Source organism: Bacillus sp. FJAT-29937 (assembly GCF_001509555.1).
Classification (GTDB): Bacteria; Bacillota; Bacilli; order Bacillales; family Cytobacillaceae; genus Cytobacillus.
In genome coordinates this window covers 417222-439397 of record NZ_LMAS01000003.1, presented here as the reverse complement: position 1 = coordinate 439397, position 22176 = coordinate 417222, and the positions used below count along the sequence as shown (strand labels likewise).

23 protein-coding genes and 1 other annotated feature are annotated in these 22176 nt (G+C 39.0%); of the genes, 1 reads left to right on the top strand and 22 read right to left on the bottom strand.

The features are described 5' to 3' along the window. Nucleotides 1–77 precede the first annotated feature (77 nt). The 17 genes from glyS to rpsU form a co-directional block, all read right to left on the bottom strand. The gene (glyS, locus tag AR328_RS08410) at nucleotides 78–2150 is read right to left on the bottom strand and encodes a glycine--tRNA ligase subunit beta (protein ID WP_066293351.1); all 2073 of its coding nucleotides are present in this window, start codon (nucleotides 2148–2150) and stop codon (nucleotides 78–80) included. Continuing rightward, nucleotides 2143–3033, bottom strand: coding sequence for a glycine--tRNA ligase subunit alpha (glyQ, locus tag AR328_RS08405; RefSeq protein ID WP_066293349.1), 891 nt, complete (start codon nucleotides 3031–3033; stop codon nucleotides 2143–2145). Before glyQ ends, glyS begins: the two co-directional genes overlap by 8 nt. 61 nt (nucleotides 3034–3094) lie before the next feature. Beyond that, nucleotides 3095–3269: a binding site (T-box leader), on the bottom strand. Nucleotides 3270–3326: 57 nt separating this feature from the next. Beyond that, entirely contained in the window at nucleotides 3327–4079 is a 753-nt protein-coding gene (gene recO / locus AR328_RS08400; RefSeq protein ID WP_066294644.1) for a DNA repair protein RecO, read from the bottom strand. A gap of 30 nt (nucleotides 4080–4109) precedes the next feature. Beyond that, complete coding sequence (locus AR328_RS22175; protein ID WP_082677167.1) at nucleotides 4110–4253, bottom strand: YqzL family protein; 144 nt, start codon at nucleotides 4251–4253, stop codon at nucleotides 4110–4112. A 187-nt stretch (nucleotides 4254–4440) separates the two neighbouring features. Then, a complete protein-coding gene (era, locus tag AR328_RS08395) occupies nucleotides 4441–5355 on the bottom strand; it encodes a GTPase Era (RefSeq protein ID WP_066293347.1) in 915 nt (304 codons plus the stop codon). Next, complete coding sequence (locus AR328_RS08390) at nucleotides 5348–5746, bottom strand: cytidine deaminase (RefSeq protein WP_066293344.1); 399 nt, start codon at nucleotides 5744–5746, stop codon at nucleotides 5348–5350. The genes era and AR328_RS08390 overlap by 8 nt, the downstream gene beginning before the upstream one ends. A gap of 289 nt (nucleotides 5747–6035) precedes the next feature. Next, the gene (locus tag AR328_RS08385) at nucleotides 6036–6416 is read right to left on the bottom strand and encodes a diacylglycerol kinase family protein (RefSeq protein ID WP_066293340.1); all 381 of its coding nucleotides are present in this window, start codon (nucleotides 6414–6416) and stop codon (nucleotides 6036–6038) included. After that, the gene (ybeY, locus tag AR328_RS08380) at nucleotides 6394–6864 is read right to left on the bottom strand and encodes an rRNA maturation RNase YbeY (RefSeq protein ID WP_066293337.1); all 471 of its coding nucleotides are present in this window, start codon (nucleotides 6862–6864) and stop codon (nucleotides 6394–6396) included. Before ybeY ends, AR328_RS08385 begins: the two co-directional genes overlap by 23 nt. Next, nucleotides 6861–9047, bottom strand: a complete 2187-nt coding sequence (locus AR328_RS08375) for an HD family phosphohydrolase (protein ID WP_066293335.1) — start codon at nucleotides 9045–9047, stop codon at nucleotides 6861–6863. The genes ybeY and AR328_RS08375 overlap by 4 nt, the downstream gene beginning before the upstream one ends. A 183-nt stretch (nucleotides 9048–9230) precedes the next feature. Further along, nucleotides 9231–10193, bottom strand: a complete 963-nt coding sequence (locus tag AR328_RS08370) for a PhoH family protein (protein WP_066293329.1) — start codon at nucleotides 10191–10193, stop codon at nucleotides 9231–9233. Beyond that, nucleotides 10190–11386: a sporulation protein YqfD gene (gene yqfD, locus AR328_RS08365; protein WP_066293323.1), complete on the bottom strand. Its 1197-nt coding sequence runs from the start codon at nucleotides 11384–11386 to the stop codon at nucleotides 10190–10192. Before yqfD ends, AR328_RS08370 begins: the two co-directional genes overlap by 4 nt. A 108-nt stretch (nucleotides 11387–11494) precedes the next feature. After that, the gene (gene yqfC, locus AR328_RS08360) at nucleotides 11495–11779 is read right to left on the bottom strand and encodes a sporulation protein YqfC (protein WP_066293320.1); all 285 of its coding nucleotides are present in this window, start codon (nucleotides 11777–11779) and stop codon (nucleotides 11495–11497) included. 73 nt (nucleotides 11780–11852) lie between these two features. Continuing rightward, entirely contained in the window at nucleotides 11853–12347 is a 495-nt protein-coding gene (locus AR328_RS08355; protein WP_066293312.1) for a hypothetical protein, read from the bottom strand. Nucleotides 12348–12387: 40 nt separating this feature from the next. Further along, the gene (gene floA, locus AR328_RS08350; protein ID WP_197414432.1) at nucleotides 12388–13389 is read right to left on the bottom strand and encodes a flotillin-like protein FloA; all 1002 of its coding nucleotides are present in this window, start codon (nucleotides 13387–13389) and stop codon (nucleotides 12388–12390) included. Nucleotides 13390–13391: 2 nt separating this feature from the next. Next, nucleotides 13392–14681 (bottom strand): NfeD family protein, encoded by a 1290-nt coding sequence (locus AR328_RS08345; protein WP_066294639.1) that lies wholly within the window; start codon nucleotides 14679–14681, stop codon nucleotides 13392–13394. 217 nt (nucleotides 14682–14898) lie between these two features. Further along, nucleotides 14899–15342: a GatB/YqeY domain-containing protein gene (locus AR328_RS08340; protein ID WP_066293309.1), complete on the bottom strand. Its 444-nt coding sequence runs from the start codon at nucleotides 15340–15342 to the stop codon at nucleotides 14899–14901. Nucleotides 15343–15357: 15 nt separating this feature from the next. Then, complete coding sequence (rpsU, locus tag AR328_RS08335; RefSeq protein WP_066293305.1) at nucleotides 15358–15531, bottom strand: 30S ribosomal protein S21; 174 nt, start codon at nucleotides 15529–15531, stop codon at nucleotides 15358–15360. Nucleotides 15532–15838: 307 nt separating this feature from the next. On the opposite strand from rpsU, the gene AR328_RS08330 reads away from it, so the two are divergent. Next, complete coding sequence (locus AR328_RS08330) at nucleotides 15839–16762, top strand: Na/Pi symporter (protein WP_066293301.1); 924 nt, start codon at nucleotides 15839–15841, stop codon at nucleotides 16760–16762. Between the two features lie 33 nt (nucleotides 16763–16795). On the opposite strand, the gene deoC is transcribed toward AR328_RS08330, so the two are convergent. From deoC to dnaJ, 5 genes are all read right to left on the bottom strand, one after another. Further along, nucleotides 16796–17467 (bottom strand): deoxyribose-phosphate aldolase, encoded by a 672-nt coding sequence (gene deoC, locus AR328_RS08325; protein ID WP_066293295.1) that lies wholly within the window; start codon nucleotides 17465–17467, stop codon nucleotides 16796–16798. A 181-nt stretch (nucleotides 17468–17648) separates the two neighbouring features. After that, nucleotides 17649–19004, bottom strand: a complete 1356-nt coding sequence (gene mtaB / locus AR328_RS08320) for a tRNA (N(6)-L-threonylcarbamoyladenosine(37)-C(2))-methylthiotransferase MtaB (RefSeq protein WP_066293290.1) — start codon at nucleotides 19002–19004, stop codon at nucleotides 17649–17651. Between the two features lie 5 nt (nucleotides 19005–19009). Beyond that, nucleotides 19010–19759: a 16S rRNA (uracil(1498)-N(3))-methyltransferase gene (locus AR328_RS08315; RefSeq protein ID WP_066293284.1), complete on the bottom strand. Its 750-nt coding sequence runs from the start codon at nucleotides 19757–19759 to the stop codon at nucleotides 19010–19012. Nucleotides 19760–19870: 111 nt separating this feature from the next. After that, the gene (gene prmA, locus AR328_RS08310; RefSeq protein ID WP_066293279.1) at nucleotides 19871–20809 is read right to left on the bottom strand and encodes a 50S ribosomal protein L11 methyltransferase; all 939 of its coding nucleotides are present in this window, start codon (nucleotides 20807–20809) and stop codon (nucleotides 19871–19873) included. Nucleotides 20810–21019: 210 nt separating this feature from the next. Continuing rightward, entirely contained in the window at nucleotides 21020–22141 is a 1122-nt protein-coding gene (gene dnaJ / locus AR328_RS08305; protein ID WP_066293277.1) for a molecular chaperone DnaJ, read from the bottom strand. Between the last annotated feature and the right edge of the window lie 35 nt (nucleotides 22142–22176).

The following is a 22176-nucleotide window of genomic DNA, read 5'->3' as shown; positions in this document are numbered from 1 at the left end:
AGAAATGTGTATTAAGGCAGGAGTTTATTGTTTGGAGCCTGTCTTTTTGAAACAGGCTCCAGCTTTGAAAACCCAAGTTATTTAACAATAATTTCATTTACATTTGCAAACTTTTTAATCAATTCAGCTAGTATTGCCATTTGATTTAGTCTGTTTTGCCGAAGTTCCATTTGTTCTGCCATGACCATCGTATGATCAAAATATTGATCGATTTCAGGCTTCATAGAGATGAGCAATCCAAATTTATCGCTTTCCGAAGTGTGAGCAGTAAACTTTTCTTTGACTAGCATAAATTTATTGTACAGATTTTTTTCAAATTCATTTTCAAATAAATCAGGTTTGACTTCACTAGGATTTTCAGCTTTCGATGAAATATTTAAAACCCGGCTTAAAGCCTCCATGCTTTCCTTAAAGCCATTATCCTCTTTTCTAGTTTCTAATACTTCAGCTCTTCTTACGAGAGATGGGAGTGCACCAATTTCATTGCCTAGAACCGCTTCAATTAAATCATATCGAACATGCTTTTCCTGAAGGATATGCTTAATTCTTAGTTTAAAGAATGCGATTAATTCCCCGGCAAGTTCTGATTTAGACTTCTTAGCAATTCCATCCTCTTCTACTAAAACTAACGCAGAATCAATCAGCCATTCTAATGGCAAATCCCACTCTTTATTTATTAAAGTCTGGACAATGCCTGTAGCTTGGCGTCTAAGTGCATATGGATCCTGAGAACCGCTTGGGATAATGCCAATAGCAAAACAGGCGGCTATCGTATCCATTTTTTCCGCAATTGAAAGGGCAGCTCCTGCATGGCTTCCTGGGGTGCTGTCGTCAGCATTCCTTGGCATATAATGTTCATTTATAGCTTTAGCAACTGCAGGTTTTTCTCCCTTTTGCAAAGCATACTTTTCACCCATAAAACCTTGTAATTCCGGAAATTCGTAAACCATGTTAGTTACAAGGTCAAATTTGCAAATTTCACTTGCTCTGTCGGCAGCTGACTTATCTTCTGTGCTGAAATCTAGCTTATCAGCAATCTCATTTGTTAGTTTTCGAACGCGATTTACCTTTTCAGCAAGTGTACCGATTTCTTCATGATAGACGATAGATTTAAGCTTATTTAATGATTCTTCTATTTCAGTTTTTTGGTCTTCTTTATAGAAGAATGCTGCATCAGATAATCTTGCTCTAAGTACCTTTTCATTCCCCTTCGCTACTTTTTCTAAATGTTCATGCCCGCCATTTCGAACAGTAACAAAGAAGGGAAGAAGCTTGCCTTCTTCTGATTTCACTGGAAAGTAACGCTGGTGCTCTTTCATAGAAGTGATTAAAACCTCTTCAGGAATTTCCAGAAATTCTTCTTCAAAGCGTCCAAAAAGAGCTGTAGGGTACTCAACAAGATTCGTAACCTCTTCCAGCAGGTTTTCATCGATTGGAATGACCCAATTATTTTCCTCGGCGATTGTTTCTATTTGTGCAGTGATTGCGCTTTTTCTTTCAACAGGGTCGACAATCACATATTGACTAAGCATAGCCTTTTCATAATCCTTTGGCTCATGGATGTCTATTTTGTTTCCAAGGAAGCGATGACCCATTGTCCAATTGGATGTTTCTACTTCTAATATTGAAAATGGAATCACTTCATTTCCGAATAACGCAAGCAGCCATTTAATGGGACGGACATACCGAAGATCATTATTCGCCCATTTCATGTTTTTCGGGAATGTCATAGCTGTTATAATTTGCTCCAATTCCGGCAGCAAGGTTATCGTTTCTTGGCCTTGTATAAATTTTTTCACATGGACATATTCAACACCATTAATTTCTTTAAAGAAAATATTGTCGACACTTGCCCCTTGCCCACGGCAAAAACCAATTGCCGCCTTTGACCATTCACCATCTTCACCAATCGCAATTTTTCTTGCCGGGCCCTTTGCTTCCTCGTGAACATCCTCTTGAGATTCGTCCACTCCTGAAACGAGAACCGCTAACCGGCGTGGTGATGAAAAAGCATCAATCTGATCAAAGTTTATCTTTTTTTCCATCAGCCATGCTTGGATTTTATCTGAAAGCTGGTTCATTGAATTTGTAACAAATCTAGCTGGCATTTCTTCTAATCCTATTTCTAAAAGGAGATCTCGTTTAGCCACGATTCTCTTCCTCCTTTGCTTGCAAAATTGGGAAACCAAGCTTTTCACGTTCATCATAGAAGGTCCTTGCAATCTTTCTTGCAAGATTTCGGCAGCGTCCGATATAGCCTGTTCTTTCCGTAACTGATATCGCCCCTTTAGCATCTAACAGATTAAATGTATGTGAGCATTTTAATACATAATCATATGCCGGGTGAACGAGACCCGCTTCCATTTGACGATGCGCTTCTTTTTCATAAATATTAAACAGATTAAAAAGCATATCCACATCTGAAGTTTCAAATGTGTATTTGGAATGCTCATATTCAGGCTGCATGAAGATATCTCTTACTGTAAACCCGTTTGTCCACTCAAGGTCAAAAACATTTTCCTTTTCTTGAATATAGGAAGCGAGCCGCTCGATTCCGTATGTGATCTCAACAGAAACTGGTTTACATTCAATTCCGCCAACTTGCTGAAAATACGTAAATTGAGTGATCTCCATGCCATCCAGCCAAACTTCCCAGCCTAAGCCCGCGCAGCCCAGGGAAGGATTTTCCCAGTTATCCTCTACAAATCGAATATCATGCTCAAGTGGATTAATGCCAAGTGCACGTAAAGAGTCTAGGTACATCTCTTGAATATTGTCAGGTGATGGTTTCATAATGACCTGGAACTGATGATGCTGATATAACCGATTTGGATTTTCCCCGTATCGTCCATCGGCAGGACGGCGGGATGGCTCGACATAGGCCACATTCCATGGTTCCGGACCGATTGCACGCAGGAAAGTATAAGGACTCATCGTTCCTGCCCCTTTTTCAACATCATAAGCCTGCATGAGTATGCACCCATAATCAGACCAGTGCTTTTGCAAAGTTAAAATCATATTTTGAATGTTCATAATGCACCTCTCACTTCATGAGTTATAAAAAAACAAAAAACTCCCGTCTCTATGCTTAACGCATAGGGACGAGAGTTAACCCGCGGTTCCACCCTATTTGCCGCCAATGATAGGCAGCCTCTTTAAAGCTGGTGTTGCTCAAAAGCGCCTTCCTTAATCTTCAATACCCTAGCTCACACCATCCTAGGTTCGCTTTTATTAAACAATTAAGTACTCTTCTTTATCACGGCAACTATTAATTTAATAATTTGAATCATAAACGATACGAAATTGAATGTCAAGACCATACATCATTAAAGAATATCTTCAAATTTCGCCATTTGGTTTAAAAATTTTTTTGTTTTTAAATTGAGTCCGGAATATTCTTCATAATACGCATTAATCACTTTTTTAAGCTCCGCTTTTGTTTCGGGCTTTACAGAAATATTCCCAAGACGTGATAAATCAAAAAAATAAAAAAGCCGCAATAGCTTCACTGTAGCTGGAGAAATTTTATAATGATATGGATCCTTTTCCAGGCAGCGGTGACAAATAAGTCCGCCTTCTCTAATTGAAAAAGAAAAATGGCCATCTGTACTGCTGCATACAGCGCATTGGTTTAACACTGGATACAGCCCTAACGTGTTTAACATTTTCATTTCGAAGATATTCACAATAATTTCTGCGTCAAACCCCTCATTGACTAAGTTTAATGATTGATAAACTAATTCAAATAAATAAGGATTGGGCTTTCTATCATCTGTACCTTTATCTGTTAGATCAACAATATAGCTTGCGTAAGCAGTTAGAAAAATATCTTCGCGAATAGATCGCATGGAAGAAATCATTTCACCCTGCTGCAGACTTCCTAATCCGCTGCTTCTTTGAACTAAAAAATATCCATATGTAAAAGGTTGGGTGACAGCAGCGAGCCGGCTGCTCGGCTTTTTTGCTCCACGTGCCATCACACCAATCTTTCCCCATTCCCGGGTGTATAAAGTTACAATCTTGTTTGTTTCACCATAATTTGTTGTTCTAATAATGATGCCCTCACATTTTTCAAGCACCATATCCACCATCCCTATGTTTTAGACAATCTATGAGATGGGAAAGTCTACTTCAGTTAGTTCTGCGTCCTGATTTCCGGGTATATCTTGAGTTTCCTGTTCTAGCTCTTTAAAGAGAAGATATGTGTCTATATTACCTGTCTGTGAAAAGACTTTCCAGGTAAAATCCATCATCGAAAACCCCACCTTTCCGTTATTCAACGCAATTTTCTTTTATCCCAAATCCTTACCATATATCATAGCCTGTCTTTCGAATTTCATAAGAGAAAAATATTGTAAATCAAAACTATACATAATTTGCGTTAAGCCGTAATACCTTAGTTAAGGCTGGACAATTAACAGCTCCTAAAAAAAAACATTTCTAATACTCATCCTCACGGAAGCCAAAATCGCGCAGCTGTGACATTTTATTGCGCCAATCTTTCTGAACCTTAACCCACAATTCTAAAAACACTTTAGATCCAAGAAGGTTTTCAATATCAACTCGTGCTCTTTGACCAATTTCCTTCAGCATTTTCCCTTGCTTCCCGATGACAATCCCTTTTTGGGAATCTCTCTCGACTATGATCGTGGCCATTACATGAACAATGTCCTTTTCATCGCGGCGCTCCATCTTATCAATCAACACAGCAAGTGAGTGCGGAATTTCTTCTCTTGTTAAATGAAGAGCTTTCTCACGAATGAGCTCAGAGACGATAAACCGTTCAGGATGATCTGTTACTTGATCAGCAGGATAGTATTGTGGTCCTTCAGGAATATACTTTTTAATCTGCCCCAATAAATTTTCAACATTATTTCCTTCAAGTGCTGAAATGGGAATAATTTCGCTAAAGTTATATTTTTCTTTGTATGAATCAATCATCTGCATTAATTCATCCGGATGAACGAGATCAATTTTGTTAATGACAAGGAAAATTGGTGTGCGAATGGACTGAAACTTCTCAAGAATAAATTCTTCGCCGCGGCCATACCCCTCTGATGCATTAACCATAAATAAGATAACATCGACTTCTTTTAATGTGTTTTGTGCGACCTTCATCATGAAATCGCCTAGTTTATGCTTTGGCTTATGAATTCCTGGAGTATCAATAAAGATAAATTGAGCATCATTCGTTGTTAATACTCCCTGAACCTTATTCCTTGTTGTTTGTGGTTTATCGCTCATGATGGCAATTTTTTGGCCGATAACCCGATTTAAAAAAGTAGATTTTCCGACATTCGGTCTTCCAATAATGGAAATAAATCCCGATTTATGTCCTTGTTCAGTATTATTCATTCAAATCCTCCGGTGAAAAAGCTCCTGGCAGCAGTTGCTCTATTGTTATCTCAAGAATGTCTCCTTTAAGATTCGTTAAATACACTTTCATATCCTTTGGGCATAGTTCTGCAATAACTTGCCTGCAGGCACCGCAGGGAGAACAAGGACGGTCTGTGTCAGCGATTACAGCCATTGCTGTGAAGTTCCTGACTCCTTCAGAGTACGCCTTAAAAATAGCCGTTCTTTCCGCACAATTACACATGCTATATGCTGCATTTTCAATATTGCATCCATGGTATACTGTTCCATCTGACGTTAAGAGCGCTGCACCAACTTTAAACTTTGAATAAGGGACATATGCTCTTTCTCTTGCGACTTTCGCTTCTTCAATTAATTGTTCAACTTGCACTACTAAGTCTTCCTTTCGTTTTGAAAGATGTTACCTTCTTATATTTTACCTCAAATTGAAATCAAAATCACTGATTGTAGCAAAAACGTAATATAAAAATTTGAATTTTCTAAAAATGATTCGACGAATCTGAGGTATTGCTTTGTCATTTTATCAAAACGAATGGATCATTTACAAATTTCGATCCTGTAATTGTTGTACTTGCATATTTTTTACCCTAGAAAAACATAACTAAACCTCCATGATTTCATCAACTTAACGAAAAAAACTGCCCTAAAAAAGGACAGTTTTAAATAAGTAAAGCTATTTTCGGAAGAAAAATAATTAATCCAATAATGACTGAGATGACAGCAAAAATCAATACTGCTCCAGCTGCCATGTCCTTTGCTGCCTTTGCAAGCGGATGAAAGTCAATTGTCACAAGATCCACTGCTCTTTCAATCGCGGAATTGATCATTTCTAATGAAATCATGCCTCCAATAGCCAGGAGAATGATAAGCCACTCCATATTAGAAATGGAAAGCACTAATCCCATTAAGATGACAATAACAGAAACAAATAGATGGATTTTTAAATTATTTTCCTGTTTAAAAGCCGTTCTAATACCGGACATGGCGTATCCAAATGAATGCAACAACTGATTCCATTTATCTTTGGAGGCCGAATTCATCTAATATATCCTTTTGCCGCGAAAACATTTCTTTTTCATCTTCCGGTGTTTCATGGTCATACCCGAGTAAATGAAGGAACCCGTGAACAGCCAAAAAACCGATTTCACGCATAAAGGAATGCCCGTATTCCTCAGCCTGCTCATATGCCCTTGAAACGGAAATAATAATATCTCCCAACACTCTCGGCATATCAAGACCTACGAGCTCCATCTCCCCTTCCCCCATTTCCTCCATCGCAAAAGAAATAACGTCTGTTACGCTGTCTTTATTTCGATATTCTTTATTAATTTCCCTAATCTTTTCATTGCTTACAAAAGTAAGCGATACTTCACTTTCTTCTTCAATTTTTTCTAACTTTGCTGCAAAATTGAGCAGTTCTTCAATATAGGAGGTTTGTTCCTCAGTAAGCTCATTCGTTTCATCTAAAAAGTCGATATTTAAACTCATGCTTGTTTCACCTTCTGCTTTGTCATTTCTGGATACTCAATTCTAGAGTGAAAAATTCCGTTTAATGTTTCACAAATAGAGTTAGCTACTGTTTCCAGCTCTTTTAACGTTAAATCACATTCATTAAGCTGCCCATCCTGTAGACGGTCCGCAATAATATTTCTTACGAGTCCTTCTATTTGCTCAGGGGTAGGATTAGACATTGAACGGACCGCTGCTTCCACACTATCTGCAATCCCAATAATAGCAGCCTCTTTTGTTTGAGCTTTCGGTCCTGGATACCGATAATCTTCCTCCCTAACCTCTAGCCCATTTTGACCTGCTTTATGGTAGAAAAACTTCAAGAGTGTTGTCCCATGATGCTGTTCAGCAATATCTACAATTTCCTTAGGCATTTTATGTTTTCTAAGCATTTCCGCTCCATCAGTTGCATGCGCAATGATAATGTTTTTACTTGTTTGCGGAGGCAGCCGATCATGCGGATTTTCAATATTCATTTGGTTTTCAATAAAGAACTGCGGCCTTTTTGTTTTGCCTATATCATGATAATAACAGCCCACCCGTGCAAGAAGGCCATTTGCCCCAATGGCTTCACAGGCCGATTCAGACAGGTTTGCTACCATAACACTGTGATGATAGGTGCCAGGTGCCTCAGTTAAGATTTTTCTAAGAAGAGGGTGATTCGGGCTTGTCAGCTCAATTAATCTGATTGTGGAAAGAATGCCAAATCCAGCCTCAAAAAAAGGAAGCAAGCCAATGGCTAGCACGGAAGACAAAATTCCTGACAGCGCCCCGATGATCAAATAAAAGCCATATTCCAGCCCATCATACTGCCCATTTCTAAGAAAGATAAGGGAAAAAATCACAACCACATTTACACCAGCTACACACATACCGGCTTGTAAAATTCGCGTTCTATTTTTTTGTTTTGTTAAAAATATGATCCCTGCTAGCCCGCTGCAGATAATATATATTCCAGAGGTAACGTGAAAGGCCCCTGTTATTCCTTCATTAAAAATGATCGTTCCGCAAATGCCCATAAAAATTGTAAATAATACAGCCATTCGTTCATCAATTAAGTTTCGGATTAATATTGGGCCCATGGCAGCCGGAAAAATATAGCTGATTTCCGAATACTTAAAGTCAGGAAAAAAGCTGATTCCCTTCATCATTAGAATGGATAGGGCAAATATTAAGCTAAATAACAATAGATAGCTTTGCTTAAGCTCCGAGTGAAGCTTTAATTCATTAACATAATAATATAGAGTTGCAAGAATAATGATGGTAAATAGCCCAAGGCCAACAAAAGGCTTTATAGAATGGTTGCTGTCCAGCAAACCGATTAGCTCTAGCTGCCTATAAATATCTCTGCTGATTAAATGCTGCTCCTCAACAATAATTTGTCCTTGAAGAATTTTTACTGGTTCAACACTTTCCACTGCCTGTTGACGCATCTCGTCCGTTGCAGAAGGATCATAAAATTCATTCTGGTAAACTGCATATCTTCCTAATTCAACCGCTCCCGTTTTAAGGCTAGAGTTTAAGCTTGTAAACTTTAACTCCTCCTCTAAACGTTTTTTTGCATTTTCAACTCCGTCTGCAGGAATTCTTTTGCTCATTACATTATTAATCGCTGTTACTGTCACGTCTTTTGCAATCGTAAGCTCGCTTCTGGATGCCTGTAATAAAGCGAGGAGGGTCGGATCAGAAATTTCCTTCGTTACATCTTCTGTCAGCTTCTGTTTCATCAACAATAATTTATCTGAAGGGGCTGGTTCAGGAAAAACGATTGTTTCGCCTTCATCCGAGCTTTCGGCTGCTCTTTGTTTCTTTTCTAAATCATCTTGTATCTCATCATTAACCTCAGTAGCAGAATCAAATATCGATGTAATTAAGTCTACACGATTTTGGGCAATTTCCTTCTTTACGACATAAACGTCCTGCACATGATCTGCTGCTTCTTTTTTCCTTTTTTCCGTTAAAACTTTATCTTCAATCGTGATAGGAGATCTGATTGTTTGCTCAGCAACCGAAAACAGTCCTAGGTCTAATTTTTCTGGTTTAACATTGCTGTACATAGCAAGGAACATCACAATCCCAAGAAAAACAAATAGAAGAACTCTAAAAAATGTAAATTCTAATAAATTTCTAATTTTCATAAAGTATTGCTGCAGTTTTTCCACATTCAATCCCTCCTATCTTGGGTCATGAAACTGACCAGATAAGTGTTTCTGCTATTCGTTTATTATGTAAAATGATAACAGTTTTTTAAACAAGTTTCATCCTTCTTCAAAAACTTCTGAAAAAGTCATGATTCTTAACGAGCGAAAACAGCAAAAGAAAACCGTTCGGTATTTCCGACGGTTTTAATTCTCGTGCTGGCCATATGCATGAATGATTTTTGCTACTAGAGGATGACGAACTACATCGCTTTCTTCAAGATGTACAAACGCGATTCCCTTCACACCTTTTAGAATTTCTTCGCCAAGAATTAATCCTGATTTTGCGCCTTTTGGAAGATCCACCTGTGTTTTATCACCAGTGATCACCATCTTAGAGCCAAATCCAAGCCGGGTTAAAAACATTTTCATCTGAGCATGGGTTGTATTTTGTGCTTCATCGAGAATGACAAAAGCATCATCAAGCGTTCGGCCTCTCATATAAGCTAAAGGGGCTATTTCAATCGTTCCTCTTTCGATTAGCCTTTCAGTATGTTCAGCCCCTAATACATCATGCAAAGCATCATATAAAGGCCTTAGGTAAGGATCCACTTTCTCTTTTAAGTCACCAGGAAGAAAACCAAGGCTTTCTCCCGCCTCAACAGCAGGACGCGTCAAGATTATTTTCTTAACTTGACCACTTTTCAATGCGTTTACGGCCATAACGACCGCTAAATAGGTTTTTCCTGTTCCAGCTGGCCCTATTCCAAAAACAAGATCGCGTGTGCGAATGGATCGAATGTATTGACTCTGACCAATCGTCTTTACGCGAATAGACTTCCCCTTGGCATTCCTAATAATTTCTTCATCATATAAATCGCTAAAATAATCCAGGGTGCCTTTTTTCGCCATTTGGATTCCATACATGACATCCCGCTGGCTAATATTGATTCCTTTTCTAATAACCTTCAGTAATTCAGATAGTAATTTTCCAACCATTTCAACCTGTTCCATTTCACCGGAAACAAAAATATTTTCTCCGCGTGTAACAATGGATACAGACAATTCTTGCTCAATCATTTTTATGTTTGCATCTGAATTCCCAATCAAGCTCATTGCTTCATTCGGATTTTCAAGCTGTACATTCATTGTCTTCAAGTCTTCAGTCATTCCGTATCTCCTTGAATAATTGGTTGTGCTTCTGCTATATTCTCAATAATTTGGAAATGTATTGATATAGTTACTTTACCATTCTCTACTGACTTGTGTAAAACTTTTTCCCCTTTAATTTTAGCATTTTCAGAAAGAAGAGATTTTATATCATTTCGCGCACTAATTTTTGCAGCTTCAAATGCTTCTTCATTTGAATATATTTGGATGACCTGTTCGCTTTCCCTTATTGTTTTATATAAATAGGATATTGGGAGTGCCCATTTTAAAAAGTGGATTTTCTTTTCATTTTCCTCTATTTTGGATTCTTTGTACTCCACTTTTCCAAATCCCCATATTGGGATTTCATATTTTCCAAGTTTCAGAAAATGCTTTTGTTTTTCATTTCCGTTTAATACTTGCAACGTGTTTTTTAATGGAATGGTAGCTGTTGTTGTGTACCATGTTTCACCAAAGATTTCTCCTTTTGCCGGAACGGTCGCGGTTTTTTGCCCATCCTCTCCAATAATTCCTGAAACAAGGAGCTGACCAGGATTGACATGATCATTTACACTTACTTTTGGTTGACCTTCCTCAACAAACATGTCAACAATAATTGCCTTCTTTTTTGCAACTAAATGTCTTGGACTTAAATATTCAGGTTTCTTCGGTTCATTTTTTTCAACAACCTGAAGGTGGTAGGTTGTCCCTTTTAATTCCACACCAACCCAAGTAATTTCCGCAATATTATCGGTCAGTTTCCTTTGAATGGCTTCAACATTCGCTAAGAAAAACTGCACTTTCCCGCGCTTTACTCCAAGATCATCCAACTCTTTTCGAATTTTGTATTCAGTCGCAGGGTCTGCACCGTTTATCTCTATTCCCCAAACCATATTGGATAATAGGATAATGACTAATAAAAACACTGGGGCGCCAATCACAAATCCAATGTTTTTCAACATCCGCTTAAAGATAAATGGAAAGCCTGTCCGCTGTAAGAATTCGATTTTGCAATCACTGTTCCGAACGATATGTCTTAATTGCTTCACATCATTCAGTTTCATTTTAAAGGTAACTGCTTCAGTGCCATGCCTTTTTACATGCCATACAAGAATTCCGCTTCGTGTAAGGGTATTTATAAAACGTTCAATTCCTTTCCCCTTCGTCTTAACTGTTACAATCCCTCCAAAAAATTCGACCCACAGATTTTTCATTGCCTTCCCCCTGATTTCTCTTTATCATCCAATATTTTGCAATTCAAAATACCCCTTCATCATGAGTCCCTACAGAAGACTATCGTCCTTCTGTAAGGACACCCCTAATTAATCATTTATATATGTGACCTGATCAATTTTCCCTTCCAGCAAAATTTCCTCCGGCAGAATCGTTTTTATAACAAAGGCTTTCCCTCTTATTAACAGCTGACCCTGCTTAAGGAGTAGCCTTAATTCTTTATCTGAAAAAGCAAGCAATCCACGGTGGTTCTCAATATAAATATGGATTTGTCCGATCATCGTAATGCGGGGTAAATCCATCATGACATCTTGAGGAAGCTCCATGTTATTTGTCATCCATTTTCGGACGAATTGTCCCCACTTTCTTGCCATAAAAAAAGAACCCCCCTTCATCTCATATGTATGAAATGAAAGGGGGTTCTAGCACATATTTTTCACCTGTGAATTATTTAAGGTTTTTTACTGACTTATGAGCCTTTAATGCCCTTGGAGGTCCGATAATTTCAGACCAAATAATCCCATCAATTAGCTGTTTTTTGCTGGGAGATAAGGTCTGCCTCATTTCTTTCTGTGCTGCACCTTGTATAGGTACCGGAGCTTTGGATACAGTCTTTATAAGATCCGCTTGTTTCTTAGCCATTTCCTGCTGTTCCTTTAAGGCATTTATCTGTTCTTCGGCAAGTCTCTGCCTTTCTAAAGCTTCAATTTCAAGCTGTCGTACTTCTTCAGCCTGCTGCCTTTGCTGTTCTTCAATGGATCTTTGGTCCAACTGAGGAAAACGCTCCTGCATTTGTTTAAACACTTCGGCTGGCGATGGCTTTACTTGCTGCCCGCTGCCTTTTCGCTGCTGCTGCTGATTTCCTTTCTTTTTCATGAAAAAGGAAATAATATAGCCAATGATTACGATAATAAAAATTGGGTTTTCGAAAATAAATTCCAAGAGGGAACCCCCCCTTCTATTTATTAAAGTGAGCCATTATTTACTTTTGACCGCCGTCTTTGTGATCATCATTAATTCGTCCAATGGAATCCCTCATATCCGTATCAGCAGAGATATTCTTGATATTCATATAATCCATAACACCGATATTTCCTGAACGAAGCGCTTCTGCCATGGCAAGTGGGACCTGCGCTTCAGCTTCAACAACCTTCGCTTTCATTTCTTCAACCTTTGCCTTCATCTCCTGCTCTGAAGCGACAGCCATTGCACGGCGTTCTTCTGCTTTAGCTTGGGCTATCTTTTTATCTGCTTCCGCTTGCTCCGTTTGTAAATGGGCACCGATGTTTTTACCGATATCAACATCAGCAATATCAATCGACAGGATTTCAAAGGCTGTACCAGAATCCAAACCTTTCGCTAGAACTGTTCTAGAAATCATATCTGGGTTTTCAAGAACTTTCTTATGATTTTCAGATGAACCAATAGTTGATACAATCCCCTCACCAACACGGGCAACAATTGTTTCTTCACCTGCACCCCCGACAAGACGATCAATATTCGCTCTAACGGTAATTCTCGCTTTCGCCTTTACTTCAATTCCATCCATAGCAACACCTGCGATGAAAGGTGTTTCAATGACATTAGGGTTAACACTCATTTGTACAGCTTCAAGCACGTCACGTCCAGCTAGATCAATTGCTGCACTACGCGCAAACTGCAATTCAATATTTGCTCGATGTGCGGCAATTAGTGCATTCACAACACGATCGACATTTCCACCCGCTAAATAATGGCTTTCCAGCTGGTTTGTTGTTACATCTAACCCTGCTTTATGAGCTTTAATTAATGGATTGATGACCCTGCTCGGAATAACTCTGCGGAGCCTCATCCCAACTAATGTAAAGATACTGACTCTGACTCCAGCTGCCAAAGCTGAAATCCATAGCATGACTGGAACAAATGTAAAAAGAACTCCTAATAGAATAATCGCAAGAACAACGGCTACTATCAAAAAAGCTGTACCAGCTCCGATCAATTCCATAATTATTCCTCCTCTTTTTCTTTCTTATTTTGATCTATTATTTCTCTTACTACGATACGAGATCCCTCGGCTTTTACAACTCTGACTCTCGCATCTTTTAGAATAAACGCGCCTTCACTGACGACATCGATTCTTTCATCTTCAATCACGACAGTACCTGATGGCCGAAGTGCTGTCAGTGCGTAGCCCTCTAACCCAATTAGCTCTAATCGGCTTTTATTGGAAACATATCCCTCTTCTGTTTTTGTTGCATCAGTTAAGATGATTTTTTTGAAGAATTTCATTTTTTTACCAAGCACCTTTACCATTATAATAGACGCTAAAATAGATATACTGAAAGCAATTAATAAAGAAATCCCCATATGAACGACATTATCCGAAGCTAAAAATAGACTTCCAAGAATCGCTGCCAGGCCGAGAATACCTGCAACTCCGCCTGGGAGAAAGAACTCTGCGATGATCAGCCCAATGCCTACAACAAAGAGGATCAGTGTTTCATATCCGGCAAGCCCTGCAACTAAATGTCCATAGAAAAACAATAATAATGCGGACAATCCCATAAATCCAGGAAGCCCGAAGCCGGGGGAATACAATTCTACGATTAGTCCCAAGCTTCCGATTGATAATAATATCGGTATGACTACAGGATGGGTAATAAATCTCGCTATCTTTTCTGCAAAGCTTTCTTCTACTGTTTTGACCTCTGCATCAGAAAGACCAAGATGATCAAGAAGTTCATTTAAATTATGGAAAGTCCCCTCTGAATATTTAACTTCCAATGCCTTTTCAGCACCTAGAGTGAGTAACTGTCCTTTAGGAGCCCCAACTTCGGGAAGATTGATAGATTCATCTGCCATTGCTAATGCATAAATCGGGTTTCTATTACTCTGCTTTGCAGCCTCCTCCATTGCTGCAAACCAATAGGATTCAGCCTTCTTCCCGGCGGTATTTCCCTGTTGATCAATAATGGCAGCAGACCCCATTGTAGAACCTGGCACCATATAGATTTCATCTGTATTTAGCGCAATGTATGCACCTGCAGATAAAGCCTGTTTGTTCACAAATGAAATCGTCTTCACATCTGTTGATGTTAATAACTTCCCAATTTTCCCAGCAGCATCCACTGCTCCCCCAGGAGTATCCATATCAAAAATGATCGCAGATGCCTTGTCTTCCTCAGCTAAATGAACAGCTCTGTTTAAATAAGCGAACAGACCTTTTTCTACTGTATCTTGAATGGGAACGACATAGACAATTTCATTATCAGCATTACCTTTAAATGGGATAATCATTAGGATAAAAGCAAAAAGGAATGAAAAAATGATGAATATCCTTCTAAATCTCAAAGCTTTCCCCTCCCTCCAAACAATGCATCTAGTTCTTTTACGTATTCAACTAAAAAAGGTTTCATACTTAGCTGATTTTTTCATGAATATTTTTTCGCATTACAGACTATTAAAAAAGACCGAAAGCGAATGCTCACGGTCTTTTATACAAAGGTTTTGTTTTTTATGAAAGGTGTTGTTGTACAAGTTTATTTACAAGTGCTCCATCTGCTTTGCCTTTTACTTTCGGCATAATGGCAGCCATTACCTTACCCATCTCAGCTTTAGATTTTGCACCTATTTCAGCAACCGTTTCTTGTACGATCTTTGAAACCTCATCTTCAGAGAGCTGTTTAGGCATATATAGTTCGACATACTGAAGTTCAGTATGAATTTTTTCAACAAGATCTTCACGACCTGCTTTTTCAAATTCATGGAGGGAATCCTTGCGTTGCTTAACTTCGCGAGAAAGGACAGTAAGCTCTTGATCTTCGGATAAGTCTTGTCCATGCTTAATTGCTTCATTCTGCAAGGAGGCTTTAATCATCCGAATGACAGTAAGCTTATCTTTTTCTTTGTTCCTCATCGCTTGTTTCATATCCTCATTTAAACGTTCGAGAAGACTCATAATGGACACCCTCTCTTAATACTTACGTTTTCTTGCAGCCTCAGACTTTTTCTTACGTTTAATACTAGGCTTTTCGTAGAATTCGCGCTTTCTTGCTTCTTGTATAGTACCAGACTTAGATACAGTACGTTTAAAGCGACGAAGAGCATCTTCAAGCGATTCGTTTTTACGAACGACGGTTTTAGACATTCTCTTTCCCTCCCTCCGAGCACAACACACTTACACCAACATGGATTTTTCCATGTACTTTGCAATTATAATATAACCTTGAATCAAGGTCAACTGTTAAAAGCCCCCTGAGAAGTGTTTTTCTCAATGAAATCGGGTAGCAGCATTGTTCCAATGGACATGCTATAAATTTTCCTGCTATTTTCGACATAAACCTTCAAAGAACTAGTTGTGAAGCCCAATTTTCCGGAAACTGCCGTTGTAAAAAAGAAGAAAAAGGCATGTCCTAAGCCCAGTTGCCATACATATAGAGATGGGGGGTGGGAGCTTGAAGCAAGCTTTTTTATTTATTTTATTCATTGGGCTTTTTATTTACGGAATGACCTTGCTGCGATCAGGTCTATATAATTTATCTGGGAATTCTTTAAAAAATGTACTAACTAAATTAACAGCCACTCCTTGGAAAGGTTTATTAGCGGGCATAGGAATAACTTGTATATTGCAGAGCAGTTCAGCTGTTATGATTATTACGATCGGACTCATTTCTGCAAGGCTGCTTTCATTTCCTCAGTCGATTGGAATTATTCTAGGAACGAATATTGGAACAACGTTAACGACTGAATTAATTACATTTGATATCGAATCTTTCCTTATTCCTTTTGCCCTTTTCGGTGCTGTATTATTATTAATCGGGAAAAGAAATATTAGGAGTATTGGATTAATCTTACTAGGCATATCCGCCGTTTTTGCAGCAATGGGGGGATTCGAATATTTAGCAGGGCCATTAAGACAGATTGAATTTGTTAATCAATTATTAAATGAATTAAAAGGAAGTTACCTGCTAAGTATACTTGCGGGAACTATTATTACAGCCATCATTCAGTCCAGTACTGCCACTACAGGAATCATTATGGGTTTTCTATCTGGAGGAGCTTTCGGATTGGACACAGGAATAGCCATCATGCTTGGTTCCAATATTGGAACATGTGTCGATGCTTTTTTAGCATCATTATTGGGAGGGAAAGAGGCGAGGCTTTGCGCGTACGCTCATATTTGGCTAAATGTCATCGGAGTTATGATTTTTTATCCATTTATTAGCTTACTGACTTCCATCGGTCTGCAATTAGCTTCGGCACCAGATGTCCAGCTTGCACATATCGGTGTTATCTTTAACGTCATCACATCATTAATGGTACTTCCATTCGCTGCGCAATTCGGGAAATTAATCATTAGAATTCATGGGCGTCATTAAGAAGAAAAAAATGCCGGAGATCCGGCATTTTTTTTAGTAGTCTGAATCGCTCGTTAATCCGTTAACAATTGCTGCTCCAGAACTTGCTCCGATTCTTGTTGCTCCTGCTTGAATCATCTTCTGTGCATCCTCTGCACTTCTAACGCCGCCAGAAGCCTTAACACCGATGTTTGGACCGACTGTTTTTCTCATTAGAGCAATATCTTCAGCAGTTGCTCCGCCAGTAGAGAAGCCTGTTGACGTTTTAACATAGTCTGCTCCAGCTTTAACTGACAATTCACATGCTCTAACCTTTTCTTCATCTGAAAGCAGGCAAGTTTCAATAATCACCTTTGTTAAAGCTTTTCCTTTTGCTGCGTTCACAACAGCACGGATATCTCTTTCAACTAATTCATGATCTCCGCCTTTTAATGCTCCAATATTAATTACCATATCTACTTCAGTTGCACCGTTTTCAATCGCATTTTTCGTTTCAAATTCCTTTGTTTCAGGCGTTGAAGCACCTAAAGGGAAACCAATTACAGTGCAGACTTTTACATCTGTTCCGTTCAATAATTCACTTGATAGCTTCACCCAAGCAGGATTTACGCAAACCGAAGCGAAATTATATTCCTTTGCCTCAGTACAAAGCTTTATTATTTGCTCCTTTGCTGCGTCTGCTTTCAATAATGTATGGTCAATCATTTTTGCGACATTATTCCCCATTCGACAACTTCCTTTCCGTATTTTAGAGTTGTACGTACCTCTCACATAATAACATGCTTATTTGAAAATATCGAGTTTATAACAAGTGTTTTGTTAAACACTTTCATTTATTGCTCATATATGTTGTATTTTGTCCAAAAAAAAAGGAATCACCCAACTTGGCAATTCCTTTTTTTGTCTATTATACTGCCGCTTCTTCCTCGCAATTTTCCAGTTCATCTAACACTCGGACAAATTGTCCCTCATTGTATGGGTATCCGGCTTTAGTGATTTTTACTTTCACAATTTGTCCAATCATTTCTTCAGTTGCTTGGAATACAACTTTAAGATAATTATCTGTATAGCCGACATATAGTCGGCCTTCCTGCTGTTCCTTGAATACTTCTTCAGGAATGACTTCAAGAACCTCTCCCTCGAATTGGGATGCGTATTCTTTTGCAAGCTGATCAGATAAAGAAATTAAACGATGAACCCGTTCATTTTTTACTTCTTCGTCTATTTGATCTTCCATTCTGGCTGCAGGTGTTCCTGTTCGTTTCGAGTAAGGGAAAACATGCAGTTCTGAGAATTTATGTTCTTTAATAAAATTATACGTTTCCATGAATTCCTCTTCTGTTTCACCTGGGAAGCCAACAATGACATCAGAAGTAACGGCTAAGCCTGGAAGAGCTTCTTTTAAACGGTCTAGACGCTCACCGAAGAACTCCATTGTATATTTTCTGCGCATTCTCTTTAGAACGGTATTTGACCCTGACTGAAGCGGAATATGAAGATGTCTTACAATCATGTTAGATTGATTGATAACCTCAATCACTTCGTCTGTAATTTGGCTTGCTTCAATAGAGGAGATTCTGATTCGCTTTAATCCCTTTACTTGTGCTTCTAAATCACGAAGAAGCATGGCTAAGTTATAATCTTTCATGTCCTCGCCATAGCCGCCTGTATGAATGCCTGTCAGAACGATTTCTTTATAGCCTGCATTCACTAATTGCTGTGCTTGGCGAATAACTTCTTGCGGGTCCCTTGAACGCATTAATCCGCGTGCCCAAGGAATGATGCAGAATGTGCAGAAGTTATTGCAGCCTTCTTGTATTTTAAGTGATGCACGTGTACGATCGGTAAAAGCAGGCACATCAAGCTCCTCGTATACGCGGCTTTTCATAATATTGCCTACCCCGTTAATCGGCTGGCGTTCTTCTTTATATTGTGCGATGTAATCAAGCATTTTCACGCGGTCCTGGGTTCCAACTACGATATCAACGCCTGGGATTGCCATAATTTCTGCTGGAGAGGTTTGAGCATAACAGCCTGTCACACAAATAACCGCATCCGGGTTTTTGCGAATCGCTCTGCGGATCACCTGACGGCTTTTCTTATCTCCAGTATTCGTAACAGTACAAGTATTAATGACATAGACATCGGACATTGATTCGTAATCGACCCGTTCATACCCTGTTTCTTTAAATAATTGCCAAATGGCCTCTGTTTCATAATGATTCACTTTACAGCCAAGTGTATGAAATGCAACTGTAGGCATAATACTCACTCCATTAGTTCAAAATGATAGGAAACAGCTGATAATGCATAAAGCGGTGCCGTTTCTGTTCTTAATATCCGTGGACCTAACCCGCAAGCGTGAAAACCGTTTTCTTTTAATAAAGAGACTTCGTGCTCAGTTAATCCGCCCTCAGGTCCAAATACGATTATAAGTGATTGGCCATGTTGAATGTTAGCCAAGGTTTTATATAGTTGAGATTTCTCTCCTAGCTTCGCTTCTTCTTCAAAAGCAATCAGCTTATAGTCATACTCCCCGCTTGATTTAATTAAAGCTTTCATATTTTGAGGAGTTATGACCTCAGGCAAAATGGTTCGATGAGATTGTTCAGCCGCTTCTTTGGCAATTTTCTGCCACCGTTCGACTTTCTTCGCACCCTTTTTCTCATCCCATTTTACTACTGAGCGTGCTGAAATAAAAGGGATAAATCGATAGGCTCCAAGTTCGGTACCCTTTTGGATAATCCATTCCAGCTTATCCCCTTTAGGCAATCCGCTCACAATGGTTATATTAATCGGCAATTCAGGGGACCCTTCTTTCCATTCTACAACTTCTGCAATCACTTTTTCAGCGGTAATTTCTACAATTGAGCAAACAGCACTTATTTTCAAGGGATCTACACAAATAAGCTGATCGCCTTCCTTCATTCTCATTACGCGAACAATGTGGTGATAATCATCATCTGTAATAGTGTAACAATTATCGTTTGCAGATTGATTAACAAAATAACGCTGCAAAATGGTCACCCTCTTTTCTGCCTCTTCTATTATTAACGTATAAAAAGAGGGAACATATGGAAGGCTCCCCCTTTTCTAAATTAAATTCTTAATGATAATGAACCGTCCGTGTTAATTTCTTCTGCCGATTATCGCAACCCAATCTTCCATTTGAATCGTTTCTTCGATTTGGAATCCCGCTGTAAGCATGGCATCCTTCACTTCTTGTTTCTTCTGTTGGATAATGCCAGATGCAATAAAGAAGCCATCCTTTTTCACAATTGCAGCAACATCATCAGTAAATCTGAGGATCACCTCAGCTAAAATATTTGCAACTACAACGTCTACCTTTTCGGTAATTCCATCAAGGAGATTATTTTGTGCAACATTGACGATATCATGAACTCTATTTAGTTCAATATTTTCCCGGGCAGAGTTCACAGCAACCTCATCGAGATCAAGGGCTTTAACTTTTTCAGCACCAAGCATGGCTGCTGCTATGCTTAATACACCTGAACCAGTACCCACATCGATAATGTTGTCTCCCTTTTTAACAGTTCTTTCTAACGCTTGAATACACATAACTGTTGTTGGATGCGTACCCGTTCCAAATGCCATCCCTGGGTCAAGCTCAATGAGTAATTCATCACTGGAAACAGGGGTGTATTCTTCCCAGCTCGGAACGATTGTAAATCTTTCAGAAATCTTTACTGGATGGTAATATTTCTTCCAGGCTGTTGCCCATTCCTCTTCATTCACTTCACTGATGCTAATTTCATTTTTGCCAATATCGATATTATATAAAAGGAGATTATTAATTTCTTCTTTAATTCTATCTATCGTATCTGCAAGAAAACTATTTACAGGCAAATAAGCTTTGACGATTACCCCTTCCTCGGGATAGTCTAATGGATTGAGCTGGTAGATTTCACCGAATTGATCTTTTCTTTCCTTTTTAAGCTCTAATGGATCTTCAATGACAACTCCGCTTGCTCCTGCTTCATGCAGAATATTTGAAATTGGTTCTACCGCCTCATTTGTCGTATGAATACTGATCTCTGACCATTTCAATGTTTCCAACTCCATTTCCTAATCAAATCCGCGCAAGCGGATTTGCGCCCAGATTTTTATCGGGCAGAGCCCGATAATTTCCTTTAAAAAATCTGAGGCATCCGCCGGAGGCTTAACTTTATTCAGCAATAGTTTCGACCCTAAAAGAACTAGTATTCTTTTTTGCAATTTACCCATACTTTTAGAAGTGGAGATTTCTGCTGAATAAAGTTAATCGCCCTTAAACGCACGCTTTACTTTATCAAAAAAGCTTTCCTCTTGTTCTCCTTGAGGGACTTGACCACTTATCTCTGCAAATTCATGCAACAGTTGTTTCTGTTTTTCTGACAGCTTCGTTGGGGTTATGATGCGAACGATAATATGCTGATCGCCTTTGCCATATCCTCTTACATTTTGAATTCCTTTTTCCTTTAAACGGAACTTTGTACCCGTTTGCGTGCCTGCTGGGACTTTTAATTTTATCTTTCCATAAAGGGTCGGTACTTCAACCTCATCCCCCAGTGCAGCCTGAACAAAGGTGATTGGCATTTCACAATAGACATCATCACCATCACGCTCAAAGAATTCATGAGAGCGAACATGGAAAACAACGTATAAATCTCCAGAAGGGCCTCCGTTTACCCCAGGCTCTCCTTGTCCAGATACTCTGAGCTGTTGCCCGTCATCAATACCTGCTGGAATTTTAACTGCTATTTTTTTGCGTTTTTTTACTTTTCCATCCCCGCCGCAAGTGGAACATTTATGCTTAATCTGTTTGCCAGTACCATGACAATGGTGGCATGCTCTGCGATTGACAATTTTGCCAAACGGTGTATTTTGTTCCATATTAATTTGTCCAGAACCATGACAATGTCCACATGTTTCAGGCTTTGTTCCTGGCTTTGCACCTGATCCGTTACAAGTTTCACAAGTTTCTTCACGAGGAATTTCAATTTCCGTTTCCTTGCCAAAAACTGCGTCCTCAAACGATAAAGTCATTGTGTACTGTAAATCCGCACCTTGCCGTGGCGCGTTTGGATCCCTTCTGCGTGATCCGCCCCCGCCGAAGAATGTACTAAAAATATCTTCAAAGCCGCCGAATCCTTCGAAACCACCGCCGCCAAAGCCCTGATTAGGGTCAGTGTGGCCAAATTGGTCGTAATGAGCGCGTTTTTGGTCATCACTTAACACTTCATATGCTTCTGTTACTTCTTTAAATTTCTCATCTGCATCTGGTTCTTTATTAATATCTGGATGATATTTTTTGGATAGCTTTCGATAAGCTTTTTTTAATTCATCCTTGGAGGCCCCTTTAGCGACTCCAAGGACTTCATAGTAATCCCTTTTACTCATTGATTACCACTCCCCGAATCTTTTCACATAAAGAT

Excerpts from the sequence above, each read along its gene's own strand:
- ybeY (WP_066293337.1), bottom strand. The coding sequence starts at position 6,864 with ATGAGTTTAAATATCGACTTTTTAGATGAAACGAATGAGCTTACTGAG.
- era (WP_066293347.1), bottom strand. The coding sequence starts at position 5,355 with ATGAATAATACTGAACAAGGACATAAATCGGGATTTATTTCCATTATT.
- dnaJ (WP_066293277.1), bottom strand. The coding sequence starts at position 22,141 with ATGAGTAAAAGGGATTACTATGAAGTCCTTGGAGTCGCTAAAGGGGCC.
- AR328_RS22175 (WP_082677167.1), bottom strand. The coding sequence starts at position 4,253 with ATGATGGATTTTACCTGGAAAGTCTTTTCACAGACAGGTAATATAGAC.
- deoC (WP_066293295.1), bottom strand. The coding sequence starts at position 17,467 with ATGGGGAATAATGTCGCAAAAATGATTGACCATACATTATTGAAAGCA.
- AR328_RS08345 (WP_066294639.1), bottom strand. The coding sequence starts at position 14,681 with ATGATTATCCCATTTAAAGGTAATGCTGATAATGAAATTGTCTATGTC.
- yqfC (WP_066293320.1), bottom strand. The coding sequence starts at position 11,779 with ATGGCAAGAAAGTGGGGACAATTCGTCCGAAAATGGATGACAAATAAC.
- glyQ (WP_066293349.1), bottom strand. The coding sequence starts at position 3,033 with ATGAACATTCAAAATATGATTTTAACTTTGCAAAAGCACTGGTCTGAT.
- AR328_RS08340 (WP_066293309.1), bottom strand. The coding sequence starts at position 15,342 with ATGAGTCTTCTCGAACGTTTAAATGAGGATATGAAACAAGCGATGAGG.
- AR328_RS08385 (WP_066293340.1), bottom strand. The coding sequence starts at position 6,416 with ATGAATTCGGCCTCCAAAGATAAATGGAATCAGTTGTTGCATTCATTT.
- mtaB (WP_066293290.1), bottom strand. The coding sequence starts at position 19,004 with ATGCCTACAGTTGCATTTCATACACTTGGCTGTAAAGTGAATCATTAT.
- AR328_RS08370 (WP_066293329.1), bottom strand. The coding sequence starts at position 10,193 with ATGACTGAAGACTTGAAGACAATGAATGTACAGCTTGAAAATCCGAAT.
- rpsU (WP_066293305.1), bottom strand. The coding sequence starts at position 15,531 with ATGTCTAAAACCGTCGTTCGTAAAAACGAATCGCTTGAAGATGCTCTT.
- yqfD (WP_066293323.1), bottom strand. The coding sequence starts at position 11,386 with ATGAAAAATCTGTGGGTCGAATTTTTTGGAGGGATTGTAACAGTTAAG.
- floA (WP_197414432.1), bottom strand. The coding sequence starts at position 13,389 with ATGGAATTGATCGGAGCTGGTACAGCTTTTTTGATAGTAGCCGTTGTT.